General features: G+C 42.8%; 20 protein-coding genes. 9 read left to right on the forward strand and 11 right to left on the reverse strand.

Annotation, left to right across the window (positions count from 1 at the left end; all coding sequences use genetic code 11):
* Nucleotides 1-423: 423 nt before the first annotated feature.
* From ABCW45_RS16840 to ABCW45_RS16890, 10 genes are all read right to left on the reverse strand, one after another.
* Complete coding sequence (locus ABCW45_RS16840; RefSeq protein WP_015552822.1) at nucleotides 424-582, reverse strand: rubredoxin; 159 nt, start codon at nucleotides 580-582, stop codon at nucleotides 424-426.
* A gap of 90 nt (nucleotides 583-672) precedes the next feature.
* On the reverse strand, nucleotides 673-1047 hold the full coding sequence (locus ABCW45_RS16845) for a desulfoferrodoxin family protein (RefSeq protein WP_015552821.1): 375 nt from the start codon (nucleotides 1045-1047) through the stop codon (nucleotides 673-675).
* A 27-nt stretch (nucleotides 1048-1074) separates the two neighbouring features.
* The gene (locus ABCW45_RS16850) at nucleotides 1075-1203 is read right to left on the reverse strand and encodes a hypothetical protein (protein ID WP_343221227.1); all 129 of its coding nucleotides are present in this window, start codon (nucleotides 1201-1203) and stop codon (nucleotides 1075-1077) included.
* A gap of 340 nt (nucleotides 1204-1543) precedes the next feature.
* Nucleotides 1544-2293, reverse strand: a complete 750-nt coding sequence (yaaA, locus tag ABCW45_RS16855; RefSeq protein ID WP_117471152.1) for a peroxide stress protein YaaA — start codon at nucleotides 2291-2293, stop codon at nucleotides 1544-1546.
* Nucleotides 2293-2748, reverse strand: a complete 456-nt coding sequence (bcp, locus tag ABCW45_RS16860) for a thioredoxin-dependent thiol peroxidase (protein ID WP_015552818.1) — start codon at nucleotides 2746-2748, stop codon at nucleotides 2293-2295. The genes yaaA and bcp overlap by 1 nt, the downstream gene beginning before the upstream one ends.
* A 3-nt stretch (nucleotides 2749-2751) precedes the next feature.
* The gene (locus ABCW45_RS16865; RefSeq protein WP_015552817.1) at nucleotides 2752-2961 is read right to left on the reverse strand and encodes a DUF6219 family protein; all 210 of its coding nucleotides are present in this window, start codon (nucleotides 2959-2961) and stop codon (nucleotides 2752-2754) included.
* Between the two features lie 265 nt (nucleotides 2962-3226).
* The gene (locus ABCW45_RS16870; RefSeq protein WP_343221228.1) at nucleotides 3227-4000 is read right to left on the reverse strand and encodes a DUF134 domain-containing protein; all 774 of its coding nucleotides are present in this window, start codon (nucleotides 3998-4000) and stop codon (nucleotides 3227-3229) included.
* 205 nt (nucleotides 4001-4205) lie between these two features.
* Nucleotides 4206-4547, reverse strand: a complete 342-nt coding sequence (locus tag ABCW45_RS16875; RefSeq protein ID WP_425518630.1) for a peptide deformylase — start codon at nucleotides 4545-4547, stop codon at nucleotides 4206-4208.
* Between the two features lie 156 nt (nucleotides 4548-4703).
* A complete protein-coding gene (locus ABCW45_RS16885) occupies nucleotides 4704-5900 on the reverse strand; it encodes an ATP-binding protein (RefSeq protein WP_117472074.1) in 1197 nt (398 codons plus the stop codon).
* Between the two features lie 188 nt (nucleotides 5901-6088).
* On the reverse strand, nucleotides 6089-6295 hold the full coding sequence (locus ABCW45_RS16890) for a hypothetical protein (RefSeq protein ID WP_015552814.1): 207 nt from the start codon (nucleotides 6293-6295) through the stop codon (nucleotides 6089-6091).
* A 523-nt stretch (nucleotides 6296-6818) separates the two neighbouring features.
* Here ABCW45_RS16890 and ABCW45_RS16895 point away from each other — a divergent pair.
* The 5 genes from ABCW45_RS16895 (at nucleotide 6819) to ABCW45_RS16915 (ending at nucleotide 10418) form a co-directional block, all read left to right on the forward strand.
* Nucleotides 6819-7565, forward strand: coding sequence for an SDR family NAD(P)-dependent oxidoreductase (locus ABCW45_RS16895; RefSeq protein ID WP_117471149.1), 747 nt, complete (start codon nucleotides 6819-6821; stop codon nucleotides 7563-7565).
* Between the two features lie 60 nt (nucleotides 7566-7625).
* Nucleotides 7626-8015, forward strand: a complete 390-nt coding sequence (locus ABCW45_RS16900) for a rhodanese-like domain-containing protein (protein ID WP_343221230.1) — start codon at nucleotides 7626-7628, stop codon at nucleotides 8013-8015.
* 71 nt (nucleotides 8016-8086) lie between these two features.
* A complete protein-coding gene (gene trxA, locus ABCW45_RS16905) occupies nucleotides 8087-8392 on the forward strand; it encodes a thioredoxin (protein WP_117472032.1) in 306 nt (101 codons plus the stop codon).
* A 12-nt stretch (nucleotides 8393-8404) separates the two neighbouring features.
* Nucleotides 8405-8725 (forward strand): rhodanese-like domain-containing protein, encoded by a 321-nt coding sequence (locus ABCW45_RS16910; protein ID WP_343221231.1) that lies wholly within the window; start codon nucleotides 8405-8407, stop codon nucleotides 8723-8725.
* A 1-nt stretch (nucleotide 8726) separates the two neighbouring features.
* A complete protein-coding gene (locus tag ABCW45_RS16915) occupies nucleotides 8727-10418 on the forward strand; it encodes an FAD-dependent oxidoreductase (protein ID WP_343221232.1) in 1692 nt (563 codons plus the stop codon).
* A 105-nt stretch (nucleotides 10419-10523) separates the two neighbouring features.
* On the opposite strand, the gene ABCW45_RS16920 is transcribed toward ABCW45_RS16915, so the two are convergent.
* The gene (locus ABCW45_RS16920) at nucleotides 10524-11183 is read right to left on the reverse strand and encodes a Crp/Fnr family transcriptional regulator (RefSeq protein ID WP_117566536.1); all 660 of its coding nucleotides are present in this window, start codon (nucleotides 11181-11183) and stop codon (nucleotides 10524-10526) included.
* A gap of 135 nt (nucleotides 11184-11318) precedes the next feature.
* On the opposite strand from ABCW45_RS16920, the gene ABCW45_RS16925 reads away from it, so the two are divergent.
* The 4 genes from ABCW45_RS16925 to ABCW45_RS16945 all read left to right on the forward strand — a co-directional run bounded on the left by ABCW45_RS16925 (nucleotide 11319) and on the right by ABCW45_RS16945 (nucleotide 14330).
* Nucleotides 11319-11837, forward strand: coding sequence for a DUF134 domain-containing protein (locus ABCW45_RS16925; RefSeq protein WP_117504390.1), 519 nt, complete (start codon nucleotides 11319-11321; stop codon nucleotides 11835-11837).
* A 54-nt stretch (nucleotides 11838-11891) separates the two neighbouring features.
* Nucleotides 11892-12842 (forward strand): hypothetical protein, encoded by a 951-nt coding sequence (locus tag ABCW45_RS16930; RefSeq protein WP_343221233.1) that lies wholly within the window; start codon nucleotides 11892-11894, stop codon nucleotides 12840-12842.
* 2 nt (nucleotides 12843-12844) lie between these two features.
* Nucleotides 12845-13150, forward strand: a complete 306-nt coding sequence (locus ABCW45_RS16935; protein WP_117471141.1) for a hypothetical protein — start codon at nucleotides 12845-12847, stop codon at nucleotides 13148-13150.
* 97 nt (nucleotides 13151-13247) lie between these two features.
* Nucleotides 13248-14330 (forward strand): FAD-dependent oxidoreductase, encoded by a 1083-nt coding sequence (locus ABCW45_RS16945; protein ID WP_425518631.1) that lies wholly within the window; start codon nucleotides 13248-13250, stop codon nucleotides 14328-14330.
* Nucleotides 14331-14446: the final 116 nt, after the last annotated feature.

Below are 14446 nucleotides of genomic sequence, written 5' to 3' on the forward strand. Positions count from 1 at the left end.
TTATTATTTTGGAACTTCAACATAATGATGCCTCCTTTCGTTGTATTGCCTACAAATAGGATAGCACATTTTGTTGAAGTTTCTTTATATTATTTTATCTAGCACAACAGGTTAATTTACAGAGATTTTCTCATAGTCTCTCCGCAGACTCTACACATATAACCACAATCTGTTCATCTTGATCTTCTATCTCATCATTATGATGTTCTATAAATTCATCAAGTTTGTGTATAAATTTCAGATGTTGAACTTTCTGTGTAAATAACTTCTTATAATTAATAGATTCCATATACTGCTCTTCATCAGTAAAGTGTTTTACTGTATAATCACGAAGATTTTCCAATATTATGTCAATTCTATCATATTTATTCCAATATAATATTCTGGTTTCATTTCATACATCCATTAGTCCTGCTTTCATTTTTATTCAGCCTTTGAAAACTGATCTTTGCCTACAGAACATAACGGACATTCAAAATCTTCCGGAACATCCTCCCACTTTGTACCAGGTGCAATACCACCTTCTGGATATCCCTTCTCCTCATCGTATTCCCATCCGCAAACATCACATACATATTTCATTTGTTGTTCCTCCTTGTAAATACATTAATACACAGCCTATATTACGGTTATATTTGTGTTGTTCTTAAATCTTAATATGTATAAATGCTTTTAGCATTTCCATAATCCATGCAGGTTACAATATGCATATACTTCTTCTACCTGTTCACCATCGCAAAGACAAAAATCTGCTATCGGCTCCTGCCCTGGACTTAACTGTTTTCTGTATATTCCCTGATTGGTATTTAATGTAATCCACTCAATGAAATGTTCTTCAAGCATTGGATGTTTTGTCTCTCCGACCACGACATGAACATAATTGCCTTCCACTGTATATACAGGCACGTGCTTCTCAACAGCCGCATCTGTCACTCCGGCTTTTAATTCCTGCATAGGTTCTCCGCAACAAATTACAGGAACACCTTTATCCTTTACCTTTTCAACAATGTTTCCACAATGCTTACATATATAATACTTTACTTCCATGCTTTTATCTCCTTCCATGTGTATAATTTATAGTTCAATTGTCTCTATAATCTTTTTCAAAGAATCTGCAGATTTCTTAAGCTTTAATGCTTCCTCACCACTTAAATTAATAGGTACATTAGACTCAATACCATCAACACCTACAATAACTGGCATACTTAACGATACTCCGTCAATATCCTATACGCCATGAATCATGTGCGATACCGGAAGTATTGATTTTTCATTTCTCATAATCACTTCACAGATTCTTTTTACAGACATTGCCATTCCATAATATGTAACTTCATTTGCCGTAACGTGTATTCTCATTTCGTATACGGCATTTCTTACAAGATCTTTTTAAATGGTATTTCTCCTACTTGTCATTCGTGCTCCTTATTAGTATTAGTTCTTAATAAGGATTATATACCACTATTATCCTGTTGTCAACAAAAATAGTAATAATTATCATTATTACAAAAGATGCCAAACTAAGCATCTTTTATCTGAATAACTATTGTATTTTGCGTTCAAAAACATATTCTGAATCTGATGATAAATCAGACCTAAAGGAATATCCAAATCTGTCAAATTTCTGAATTTCCACCAGATTTTCAATGTTATTTTCTGCCATGAATCTGACCATTTCACCACGAGCCATCTTGGCATAGGTACCTTTTGTTACCAATTTATCTCCGGATAACTCACAAAATACAATCGTAATATATCTGTCCTGTGGTGTCAGATACTTTTCTATACATTTTGAGTATTCTTTTGATGCAAGATTAATGATAATCCTGCTGTCATCAATTACTGAATGATATAACCGATCCCCCCAGTAATCATATAGATTTGTTGTTTCTTCAATCTCAGCTTTTGTCTGCATTTCAAGGCGATAAGGAGTCACACCATCCAGTGGTTTTAAAATGCCATAAAACGCAGACAGGATTCTTAAATGATTTTGCAGATACTCAAACTGCTGGATTTCAAACACAGCTGGTGCCATATATTGAAATGCAATTCCTTCATATGCTAAAACAGCCGGAGTAAGTCTGTTATAAAGATCCATAGTTTCCAATCTGTTAAAGTTCTGCTCTGCAATCTTGTCATTACATTTCCAGATAGCTTTCAGTTCCTCTTTTGATTTGCTTTTCATCCAGCCCAATATCTCTGCTGTCTTATCAATAAAGGCAGGCAGTTCAACCGGTGCTATGTTATCAGTATCTGCAATCATCTTTTTTGCAGGTGACAATATAATCTTCATCAATTTAATTCCTTAAGCATGTTTTCAGGATCATCTGCCGCCTTTACTTTATCATTGGCTTTGATAATAATCCCTTGCTCATCAATAAGATACGTAGTTCTTACTACACCCATAGAAACCTTTCCGTAATTTTTCTTTTCTTTCCATACATCATATACTTCGATCACCTTACGCTCTGGATCTGCCAAAAGTGTAAATGCCAATCCATATTTTTCTTCAAATTTCTTGTGAGAGGCTACAGAATCCTTGCTCACTCCAAGAACAACTGCTCCTTTCTCGGTGAATTGAGGATAACGCTCGGAAAAACCACATGCCTGCTTTGTACAGCCTGCCGTGTTATCCTTTGGGTAAAAATATAAAATTACCTTTTTTCCTGCATAATCACTTAATTTATGCATTTCCCCATTCTGATCCGGCAATTCAAAATCCGGTGCTTTGGTTCCTATTTCTAACATTTACTATTCCTCCGCTTCTGTATTTTCCACCTGTTTTCTTGTTCTCTTATTACCTGAAATCATTTTATGTCCAGTGTATATGGACATAATCATACATATAAGAGTGCTGCACGCAAAATACCTATGACTTGATTTAGATCCTTTATATCCAGTATAAAAAGTTCCAATCATAGTAATTAACGCTCCGAATGACCAATACTTATGTGCTTTCATTCTATACCTCCAAATTGATTAAGCTGTTTCCAAAATAAATATCTCTGGATCATTAACAATATTATATCTTCCGTTCATCACTTTCTACAAGCAAGAAAAGCTAAATACTCAATCCATATAGAGATCGATATCGCATTCACAGGTTTTAATTGCCATATTGAAAATGTAATCTGCCATCTTATCAAATAATACAAAAGGATGTATCACGATAATTCTTCCATTACCTTGACGCATCCTTTCGTATGATTATTTTTTTCTATTCTTCTTAATGACAGCTATGGCTTCCACATCCATGCTCACCACATGTATGTCCCTCTCCGTGGCTGTGCTCATGGTGAGAACACTTCACATCTGGATTATAATCAAGTGTATCATTGATAAAAACTTCTACTGCTTTATCTGCATCTCCTGAAACTCCGCCAAAAGGCTTAATGCCTGCTGCCGCTAACGCAGTCTGGGCACCTCCTCCGATTCCGCCGCAGATCAAAACATCGGCATTTAATGCATTAAGAACTCCTGCCAATGCACCATGTCCGCTTCCATTCGTATCTACTACTTCTGAATGTACCACTTTTCCTTCCTCTACATCGTAGATCTTAAATGTCTCTGTGTGTCCAAAGTGCTGGAAAATCTGTCCATCTTCATATGTTACTGCTATTCTCATGATACCTTCTCCTTTTTCCACTGCATATTTTTGATATATCTCCTGCTTATAACATCCTCCAAGGTTGCAGTTACTGCTCTGACCATCACAGATTCTAAAATCCCCACCTTCTATTCTGAGCGGATGTCCATCAATGAGAGCATCTGCTATTTTCTTCCTGGCAATCTCGTAAATTCGTTGAACGGTTGTTCTTGCGATCTGCATAGATTCTGCACACTGTTCCTGACTATAACCTTTCTTGTCCAAAAGACGAATTGTCTCGTACTCATCTACCGTCAGAACAATGGGTACTTTTTTCTCAGTATCATCTGCCGGAAAGAATTCTAAAACATTCGGGAAATGGCAGACTTTCCTGCATTTTACTGGTCTCGGCATAAACTGCTCCTTTCTCGCTTTTCTTATATATTAGCTCTATAAAAGGCATATGTCAATAACGTTTTTTGACATATGCCTTTTACAATCAGCTACTGTTCCTGCAGTGTATGTCCATCCCACGGAACACGGAAGGTCCAGAATAGTTTGATGGCTTCATGCAAGGACGATGCTCCGGCACTAACTAAATAATCAGGGTTCCGTGTCCCTACTGTCCGGAAATAGGAAACCGCAAATCCGCTTTTAAGGGAACCAGCATTCCGGTGGTGGAAACCTTTATAATAAATGCTCCGGTCTTCTTTGTAATAACTGGATTTACCATAGCAAATTGAAATGGGCCTGCTGCCACCACAATGATATTTTTCTTTACACCAATCATATTGGCTGCCATTCCAACACAATGATCCAGATTTGCCCTTAATGTATCAAGCAGATCTGTAATTACCTGTTGGTCTGCCTCCGTTGCATCTGTAGATTTCTGAGCGAGAAACAATGGGTCCCGCATAATTTTTTTCACCATATTCTTATCCTCTAATTCCAGTTTTTCCAAACATCCGGCAGATAACCCAGGGTTGATTGCTTACCATTTCTAACCACTGGTGTCTTAATCACCTTCGGATTTTCAAGAACCTTGTCAAGCTTATCATCAGCTGCAATATACTTTATAAGGGCAAGGGAATGATAAAAGAGATATATTTCGCCTTGTTTATTCTTGTAGCAACCAATCGGCTATGTCGTGGATTTCGATTCCTTCATAACTATATTTTGGATGCTTGGTTCTGGCAATAATCATTTTCGGATAAGCATCTCGGATCTGAAGCAGAGGAGAGCATTCTCTCTCAAATGTTTCCTGTCCGGAAATGTTGTCGCTGACCTGAATATAAATCTTCTCGCTGCCTCTCTGAGCAACAAAGTCGATCTCCTTTTGATAGAGCTTGCCGACATAGACATCGTATCCACGGCGAAGAAGCTCGATGCAAACGATGTTTTCATATACTCTGCCGTAATCCATATTTCTGCTTCCCAGTATTGCATATCGAATACCACTGTCACAAAGATAGAACTTTTCAGAGCTTTCAAGGTATTTCTTGCCTCGGATGTCGTATCTCTTAATATCATAAAATACAAAAGCATTGCACAAATACTTAATGTACTTGCCGACGGTTACATGATTGGTTGGAGTCTCATTTGCTGTCAGCAGCTGACTGACCTTATTAGGAGAAGTCAAGTTGCTGATATTATCCATAAGAAACTCGCTCAGACGTTGTAAAACCAACGTGTCCGGGAGTGCATATTTCTGCACCAAATCCCTTGTAACAATCGTTTCGTAGACCTCTTTGATATAGTTTGTTCTGTCTTTTTCGGTTCTGTAAGCGTAAGAACCTGCTAAACCGCCCTTGATAGCGTAATCATCAAAGAGCTTATCTTTATCACTAACATCATCATAATACTGGCAATATTCCTGGAAGCTGAAAGGAAACACATGAATTTCAATATATCGTCCGGTAAATAGAGTTGCCAGATCCGCACTCAACAGGAAAGCATTGGAGCCGGTTACATAGATGTCGTATTTTCCCTTAGAGTACAGGCTATTGATTGCCAACTCAAACTTGGGACACATCTGAACCTCGTCTACAAACAGGTAGTTCGTTTTACCTTCCTGATAATGTTCTTCCACATAGGCGTGTAAGGCATGGTATTCCTTGATTTCTTCATACGCCAAATCCATGAAGTCAATAAAGATAATATTGATGTTTTCAAAATTACTTTTCAGATACTCAATATACGCCTGCATCAGCTTGGACTTACCGGATCGACGAATGCCCGTGATGATCTTGATGTCAGGAGTACCATTCAGTTCAATGATTCTGTCGAGATACTTTGCTCTTGTAATTGTTTTCATATCGTCACCCGCTTTCAAAAGTCGAAGATTTTTATTTTTTTGAAACTGCTTCGATGTACTTATTATACCGTCTGCTAATAGTATATGCAAGAGATCGCTTTCAAAAACATAAAATATTTTAATTTTTGAAAGCAGATACTATGTAAAGGCAATCCGAAGATTGCCCCAGGCATTATGCCTGTTCTTTGTTATACGGGTTCGTTGTCCTCATCATCAGCGATGAAGCCTACATCATCGTCCTCGTATTCCTCACTGTGGCCATAGTCCTCGTCATCGTCCACATAATCAGCATCCGGATCAGGCTTTGCCGCTTCCTGTTCCTTCTTCTTTTCCTGGAATTCCCCTGGTCGTGGCAGGAATGCTGAGATTACAGACGAAGAAAAAGCCTGGATCATTAACATTGCCTGCCAGAAGCCAATTGATTTTGGATATGCTGCTGAAGCAGCTGGATACACAAGACTTTCCACCATTTCACCACTTTACAACTTTATAAATGATAGACTTGTTGATGAATCAACTGATTTAAAGCCTTTTCACAGCAGTTGTTTTTATGTGTGTTTCGATATTTTTTACGAAAGTGGCAAAAAATATCTGGCTGCGAATCCCCTGACTTAAGTAAAGCGGACATTCGCAATCCGCTTCGCTACTTGCTCATGAACGCAGTCGCTTCGCGATCTGTCAGTGGGAGCTTTCAACTCCCACTGACATAAGCATCCCACTCACCCACCGCTTAGTGCCCCACACACTTGAAGTGGGGGAATGCTTATCTGCGTTCAAATCGGAGCGTGACTGTGACTTTTTTATTTATTCATGGGCATGATTTTTCTATCATTCCTTCTTGGAAAAATGTGATTTTATCACGGAGAGTTCCTCCGAAACAGGTTATACTACAAATACAAAATACAAGGAGGTATTCTTATGAGGCTGAAAGATAAAGTTGCAATCATCACCGGAGGCAGCCGTGGCATTGGCTACGCTACCGTAGAGAAATTTTTGAAGGAAGGGGCTACGGTAATCTTGACCGCAAGCTCGCAAGGTTCTGCTGACAAAGCGGTTGCGCAGCTGAAAGAAAAGTACCCTGATGCAACAGTTGCGGGAATCAGTCCTAACCTGTCCAATTTGGAATCTGTCCGCAATGCTTTCCGAGAAGCTGCCTCAAAATACGGTTGCATTGATATTCTGGTGAACAATGCCGGTATATCCGAAAGCACTCCCTTTACCGAGTATACGGAGGAAACCTTTGACAAGGTTATGGATCTGAATGTAAAAGGCGTGTTCAATGCTACAAAAGCCGCCAGTGAGTGCATGATTGCAAAAGGTCACGGTGTTATTCTCTCCACCTCCTCAATGGTTAGCATTTACGGCCAGCCTAGTGGCTTTGCATATCCCACATCCAAATTTGCTGTCAATGGCCTGACGGTTTCCCTTGCCCGGGAATTGGGTCCGAAGGGTATTCGAGTGAATGCAGTCGCTCCCGGGATTACCTTGACCGATATGATGAAGGCTGTTCCCAAGGAGGTAATTGATCCGCTCATCAATCAGATTCCCCTGCGCCGCCTGGGTCAGCCGGAGGATATTGCCAATGCATTTGTATTCCTGGCATCTGATGAAGCATCCTATATCACAGGTGTTGTACTCAGCGTAGACGGTATGGCAAGAACATAAAAATCGGAAACAGGGCAGCTGGAAACGGCTGCCCTATCTTCAAAATATGGAGGTCTATACATGAAAAGATTTATTCCCATTTTAATGATGCTTCTACTTTTAACAGGTTGTGGAGCCCAGTCATCTGAAACTACCTATCGACAGATTTCCATGGAGGAAGCTGTCACGATGATGGAGGAGGAAACCGAATACATCATCCTCGATGTACGGACTGCTGAGGAATATAGTGAAAAGCATATTCCAGGTGCGATTAATATTGCCAACGAATCCATCGGCACAGAGGACATTCCGGAGCTGCCGGATAAAGATCAGTTGATTCTGGTATACTGCCGCAGCGGTAATCGGAGTAAGCAGGCCTCTGAAAAGCTGATAAAACTGGGCTACACCAATATCGTTGAAATCGGCGGTATTAATAGTTGGCCCGGTGAAACCGTCGCCGGCGATAAGTGACAAAATCACGGAAAAAGCAACGACTACTGGATATACTAAAGCCATAAAAAAGAAAACAGGAGGACTTAAATATGTCTGCTATCAATGTAAATAAAAACAATTTCAATCAAGAGGTTTTGAACTCGGACAAGCCCGTCCTGATGGATTTTTGGGCTCCCTGGTGTGGTCCTTGCCGCATGGTAGTTCCTCTGGTAGAGAAAATTGCCGAGGAGCGCTCCGATATCAAGGTTGTTAAAATTAATGTGGATGAGGAACAGGAACTGGCTATGCAGTTTGGTGTGATGAGCATTCCCACTCTGGTGGTTATGAAGAACGGCAAAGTCGTAAATCAGGCCACCGGTGCCAGACCTAAGGCTCAGATTCTCGCCATGCTGTAAGGAGGTGCAAAGATGGGATTCTTCGATTTCCTGAAAGGCCCTGACATCAATCAGGGTGTCAAAGAATATAGCGTTACGGATGGCGCAGTCCTGCTGGATGTTCGTACCCCTGGCGAATACCGGCAGGGGCATATCCCCGGCAGTAAAAATATTCCTTTGCAGTCCATTAACAAAGTGGCTGGCGTGATTGACAATAAAGCTACCCCCATTTTTGTTCATTGTCTCAGCGGCGCAAGAAGCCGTCAGGCAGCTGCTATTTTGCAGCAGATGGGTTATACCAATGTGAAAAACATAGGCGGAATTTCCGCTTATGCAGGAAAGGTGGAACGCTGATATGAAAGTTGTTATTGTAGGTGGTGTGGCAGGCGGTGCTACTGCTGCCGCCCGTATTCGCAGACTAAATGAGCAGGCAGAAATCGTAGTTTTTGAGCGCTCGGGGTATATCTCCTATGCCAACTGCGGTCTGCCTTACTATATCGGAGATGTAATTACCGATCCGGAAGATCTGACCCTCCAGACACCGGAGAGCTTCTTCTCCCGGTTCCGTGTGAACATGAAGGTACGCCATGAGGTCACGGCTATCCATCCTGACAAAAAGACCGTTTCCGTCAAGAATCTGCAAACCGGAGAGGAATTCGAGGAAAGCTATGACAAGCTGATTCTTTCTCCCGGTGCCAAGCCTACCCAACCCAGGCTTCCCGGCTTAGGTCTTGATAAGCTGTTCACCCTGCGCACCGTGGAGGACACCTTCCGCATCAAGGATTACATCAATATAAACCATCCTAAGTCTGCCGTACTGGCAGGTGGTGGCTTCATTGGGTTGGAGCTGGCAGAAAACCTGCGTGAACTGGGAATGGAGGTCACCATTGTCCAGCGTCCAAAACAGCTTATGAATCCCTTTGATTCCGATATGGCTGCTTTTATACACAATGAAATGCGCAAGCACGGTGTTAAGCTGGCACTGGGTCATACCGTGGAAGGGTTTGCGGAAGTGAGCGGCGGCGTGGATGTGCTGCTGAAAGACGAACAGCCTCTCCATGCGGATATGGTAATCCTGGCCATTGGTGTTTCTCCCGAAACCACCCTTGCAAAAGATGCCGGGTTAGAACTGGGCATTAAGGGAAGTATTGTGGTCAATGACCGGATGGAAACCTCCATTTCAGACATCTATGCTGTGGGTGATGCGGTGCAGGTGAAGCACTTTGTCACAGGGCAGGATGCTCTGATTTCTTTGGCGGGCCCTGCTAACAAACAGGGACGAATCGCTGCGGACAACATCTGTGGTGGAGACAGCCATTATACCGGCTCCCAGGGAAGCTCTGTCATCAAGGTCTTTGGCATGACTGCCGCCACTACCGGCGTGAATGAGGCCAACGCCAGAAAAGCAGGACTGGATGTTGATACGGTTATCCTGTCGCCTATGAGCCATGCGGGCTACTACCCTGGTGGGAAGGTCATGACCATGAAAGTGGTTTTTGAAAAAGAAACTTATCGCCTGCTGGGTGCTCAGATCGTAGGTTACGAAGGTGTGGATAAGCGCATTGATGTACTGGCTACCGCTATCCGAGCAGGAATGAAAGCCCCAGAGCTGAAGGATCTGGATCTGGCCTACGCACCGCCTTATTCCTCTGCGAAAGACCCGGTAAATATGGCTGGCTTTATGATTGAGAATATCGCAAAGGGTATTCTGAAGCAGTGGTATCTGGAAGATACAGATAAACTTCCTCGTGACGGAAGTGTAACTCTGTTGGACACCCGCACTGTGGAAGAATTCACCCACGGACACATTGACGGTTTCTTAAATATCCCAGTGGACGAGCTGCGGGAGCGGTTGGATGAACTGGACAAGCATAAGCCTGTCTACGTCATCTGCCAGAGCGGCCTGCGCAGCTACATTGCCTATCGCATCCTGGCCGGAAACGGATTTGACTGCTATAACTTCTCCGGCGGCTTCCGGTTCTATGATGCTGTATTCAATGATCGCTGCCTCATTGAATCCGCCACCGCCTGCGGTATGGACAAATAACAATAACCCCTTCTCAGATTCCACAGGAAATGAGAAGGGGTTATCCTTTAGTAAATGATAATTCCAAGCACAGCCGAGGCGATAATCAGCAGGCTTAGCTGTTGCTTAGGCATTTTGCAGTTCCTCCAATGCAGCTTCGTCTGTAACCTCCACTGTTCCACGAGTCAGCTTGACCATACCCTCGTTCTGGAAATAGTGAAGCATTCGAGTAACTACCTCACGGGCGGTACCCATGTGGCCCGCAATGGTTTCATGGGTAATCTTGAGGATGTTTGTTCCCTCTAAGCTGCATTCCTCCAGCAGAAAGCCTGCCAGCCTTTTATCAAAGCTTTTCCACATGATCTGCTCCATGAGCCACATAACCTCAGAAAAACGGGTAGCCATAATTTCGTTGGTAAAATTAGCTACCACAGCAGACTCTTTCATTAAGCGTCCATAAATGTCAGCAGAAATAACCCACATCGTGGTATCCTTCTGCGCCTCAATGGTGATCTCAAACTGAATGCTGTTCATCATACAGGAGGCGGAAAACAGGCAAATATCCCGATCAAACAAACGATAGAGGCTAATCTCCCGTCCTTCATCGGAAAGAATATAGGCACGAAGCTGTCCGTTTCTTACCAGCAGAAGACCAGTACACTCCATAGTTCCGTTGTGAATCACAGTCCCTTTGTCCACTTTTCGTAAAACTGCATTTCGCTCCAAAATCTGCTGCTGGGTCGGTGTCAGTTTGTTCCAAATTGGAAAATAAGATGAAAAATCCATGGGTACACCTCCTTGAATACACATAGTATAAAATAATTTATGGCATATGTCAATAACTCCGTTGACATATGGGAAAGGGAGATGTGCAATGATCGTATAAATGGCATATGCCGCAAATAATGTGGAGGCGAATCTATGCCAAGACCGAGAAAATGTAGAAAAGTATGTTGTCTGCCAGATAATGATGGTTTTGTTCCGGTTCGTGGCGGCGAGGAACTGACTCCCATTGTCCTGAATATGGATGAGTATGAAGCCATTCGCCTGATTGACCGTGAAGGTTTTTCTCAGGAGCAATGCGGAGAATATATGCGTATTGCCAGAACAACGGTTCAGCAGATTTATGCAACTACCCGTAAAAAATTGGCGGATGCGCTGGTTGAGGGACTTCCTCTGCGAATCGAGAAAGGGGATTTTGTGCTCTGCAGCGGAAACAGCGCAGCCTACGGGTGCAGAAATTGCTATCAGCAAAAAATCCATCCGATGCTTTCGAAACACTTCATCGAGTGGGTCTATGTCCAGACCGAAAACGGTGGACAGCGCAAGGCTCTGAAACCCGATGACAAACCCAATGTCACCTTCTGCTTGGGAGATGATAAAGCTGTTGCGGTTTACGCCTATTGCAATCTCCACGGCCTGTGGATGACTGAAGTGTAAAAAGTATGCCGCCTGTCGGTTTCCGGCAGGCGTTTTTTTTACAGGAGGATACCTATGAGTCAAGACAATGCCAGCTTTACCTTTTTACATCGCATAGAGGAAGTAGAACTGAACATTGAGGATGGACGCTGGCAATCTGCTTTGGCATTGGCGCTGACTTTGCCTGATATTTGCGGCGGCATTGCTTTCCCAGAAATTGTAAAGCGTTATCGGGATGGACGTGCTGTTCTGGACAGAAATCAGAGACCAACCCGTGATGTAGGAAATCAATATATTCGTTGGTTTAATACATACGCAGCACCTTTCTTTAAAGTCTCTGCGCAGGATATCTCTCCCTATATCTGCGGAGAACGATGCTGGCAGCTTCGATGCGAATACCTGCACCAGAACAAAGGCTTTGCAAATACTGAGGACAATACCTCGATTCGTTTTCACTTGGGTGTGAATTGCGGAACCTCAGTTTGCCAACTGGATAGAATAAGTTCTGCCAACAGCCTCACGGACATCCGTATTGATATTGAACAGTTTTGCCGAAGAATGTGCCGAGCGGTCAGAGCTTATTATGAAGCAGTACATACAGAGAAAGATTTCAACCTTTATAATACGCCTGTTCTGGATTTTATAAAGGCATCACAAGATGAAAAATCAAATGCTACGATTGCCATTATGTGCAGTGATTCGACCTATGGGAACGGACTGAGACTGGTACTTCAAAACTTATCCAAACATATCCTTGTATTTGAAACCCCGGAAGCTGCAAGAAAAGAACTTGGCAAGAAAAAGCCTATGCTTTGGATTGTTACAGAACCTATGACAAAAAAGCCAGATCAGCCATGGAGGGCAGATAAAAGAACACCCGTGATTCTTCTGTCCAATCAACCGGAATCAGAAATAGCGATTGAAAAGAATGCGGGTAAATTGACTGTCTTGCCCTTGCCTGTTCTGCCGGAAACTCTCCGTAATGCACTTAAGGCTTATCTTTTGACAAAGGAGGATAAGAACTAAGAATGATTATTATTATTTTTTCACTTATCCTGTTGCTTCTTGCTTATTTCCTCTATGTCCAAAAGAAAAAAGTGATATCACTTCAACAGCAGATTAGTGATCTCCAGAGTAAAATTAGTATACTTGAGAAGCAAGACCTTGCCGCTGAACAGTATAACGATTCTCTCCGGCAGGAAGCAAACACGGTTCATTTATATGCTTCTCTCTCGCTGGAGGAGACAAGAAAAACATCCATAAAAGATAAACAGTCTCAAATCATCCGTTCCAGTGAACATATCCTCGAGTTACTTAATAACGAAAAAGTTTAGTGCGGCAGCAATGCAGCTCTTTTTATGTGATATCATCACCGAAATGTTATTTTAGATTGGCTATACTATAATCAAACAAAGGAAAGGAGCTGGCAATATGGCAGTTATCAATATTAATAGAAATCAATTTGAAGAAATGGTGCATAGCGGAAAGACTGTTCTGGTGGAGTTTTCAGCTCCCTGGTGCGTATATTGCCGCCGTCTGGCTCCGGCATTGGAAAGCGTGGCTGAGGAATATAAGGATACGCTGGTATTCACTGCGGTTAACATTGATGATGAGCCGGAATTGGCTGAGGCCGAAGCTATAGAAGTTGTCCCTACTCTGCTGATCTATCACAGCGGACAGGCTCTTGGCTCTATCATCGCTCCGGAATCCAGGGCGCAGTTGGTGGCGTTCATTGAAGAAACTTTACAGCACCAGACGCAGGAAGCAACTACTGTGCAGCATATTTACGACATGATCGTGGTAGGAGGCGGTCCCGGCGGCTATACCGCAGCCCTTTATGCCGCCAGAGCAGGTATGAACACCGTGGTTTTAGAGAAGTTGTCCGCTGGTGGGCAGATGGCTCTGACCGAGCAAATCGACAACTATCCCGGCTTCGAGGATGGTATCGACGGCTTCTCCCTGGGAGAAAAGATGAAGCGAGGAACGGAACGATTTGGAGTGGAAACCAAGCTGACTGAGGTGCTGTCCCTGGAACTGTCCGGTTTTATAAAGAAAGCGGTGACCAGCGAAGGTCCTATGTACGCAAAGACCATTGTGCTCGCTACCGGAGCTGGCCCCAGAGAGCTGGGTGTTGATGGTGAACAGGAGTTAATCGGTAAAGGTGTCCACTACTGCGCAGCCTGTGACGGAATGTTCTATCGGAACAAAACGGTTGTCATCGCAGGAGGTGGCAATACCGCTGCGGCGGATGCCCTTATCCTCTCCCGTATCTGCAAAAAAGTCATCGTCGTTCACCGAAGAGATACCTTAAAAGCAACAAAGATCTACCATGAGCCTTTGATGAAAACGGAAAATATAGAATTCCTCTGGGACAATGAGATCGTCACACTGCTCCATAACGAAAAGCTGACCGGTATCCGGACTCGGAATGTGAAAACCGGAGAGGAAAGCACGCTTGCTTGCGACGGTGTGTTTGTCAGCGTCGGAAGAAAACCTTCCACCGAATTGGTGTGAAGTGCTATACTAACGTTGTAACAGTAGTGGCTAATAAGATATAATAAATCCAATAGAGAAAAGAGGTAATTATCATGCCACAAAGTTACACACCCGAATTTAAGAAAAAAATAGTA

It is taken from the genome of Pilosibacter fragilis (assembly GCF_032490495.1).
Lineage (GTDB): Bacteria > Bacillota > Clostridia > Lachnospirales > Lachnospiraceae > Pilosibacter > Pilosibacter fragilis.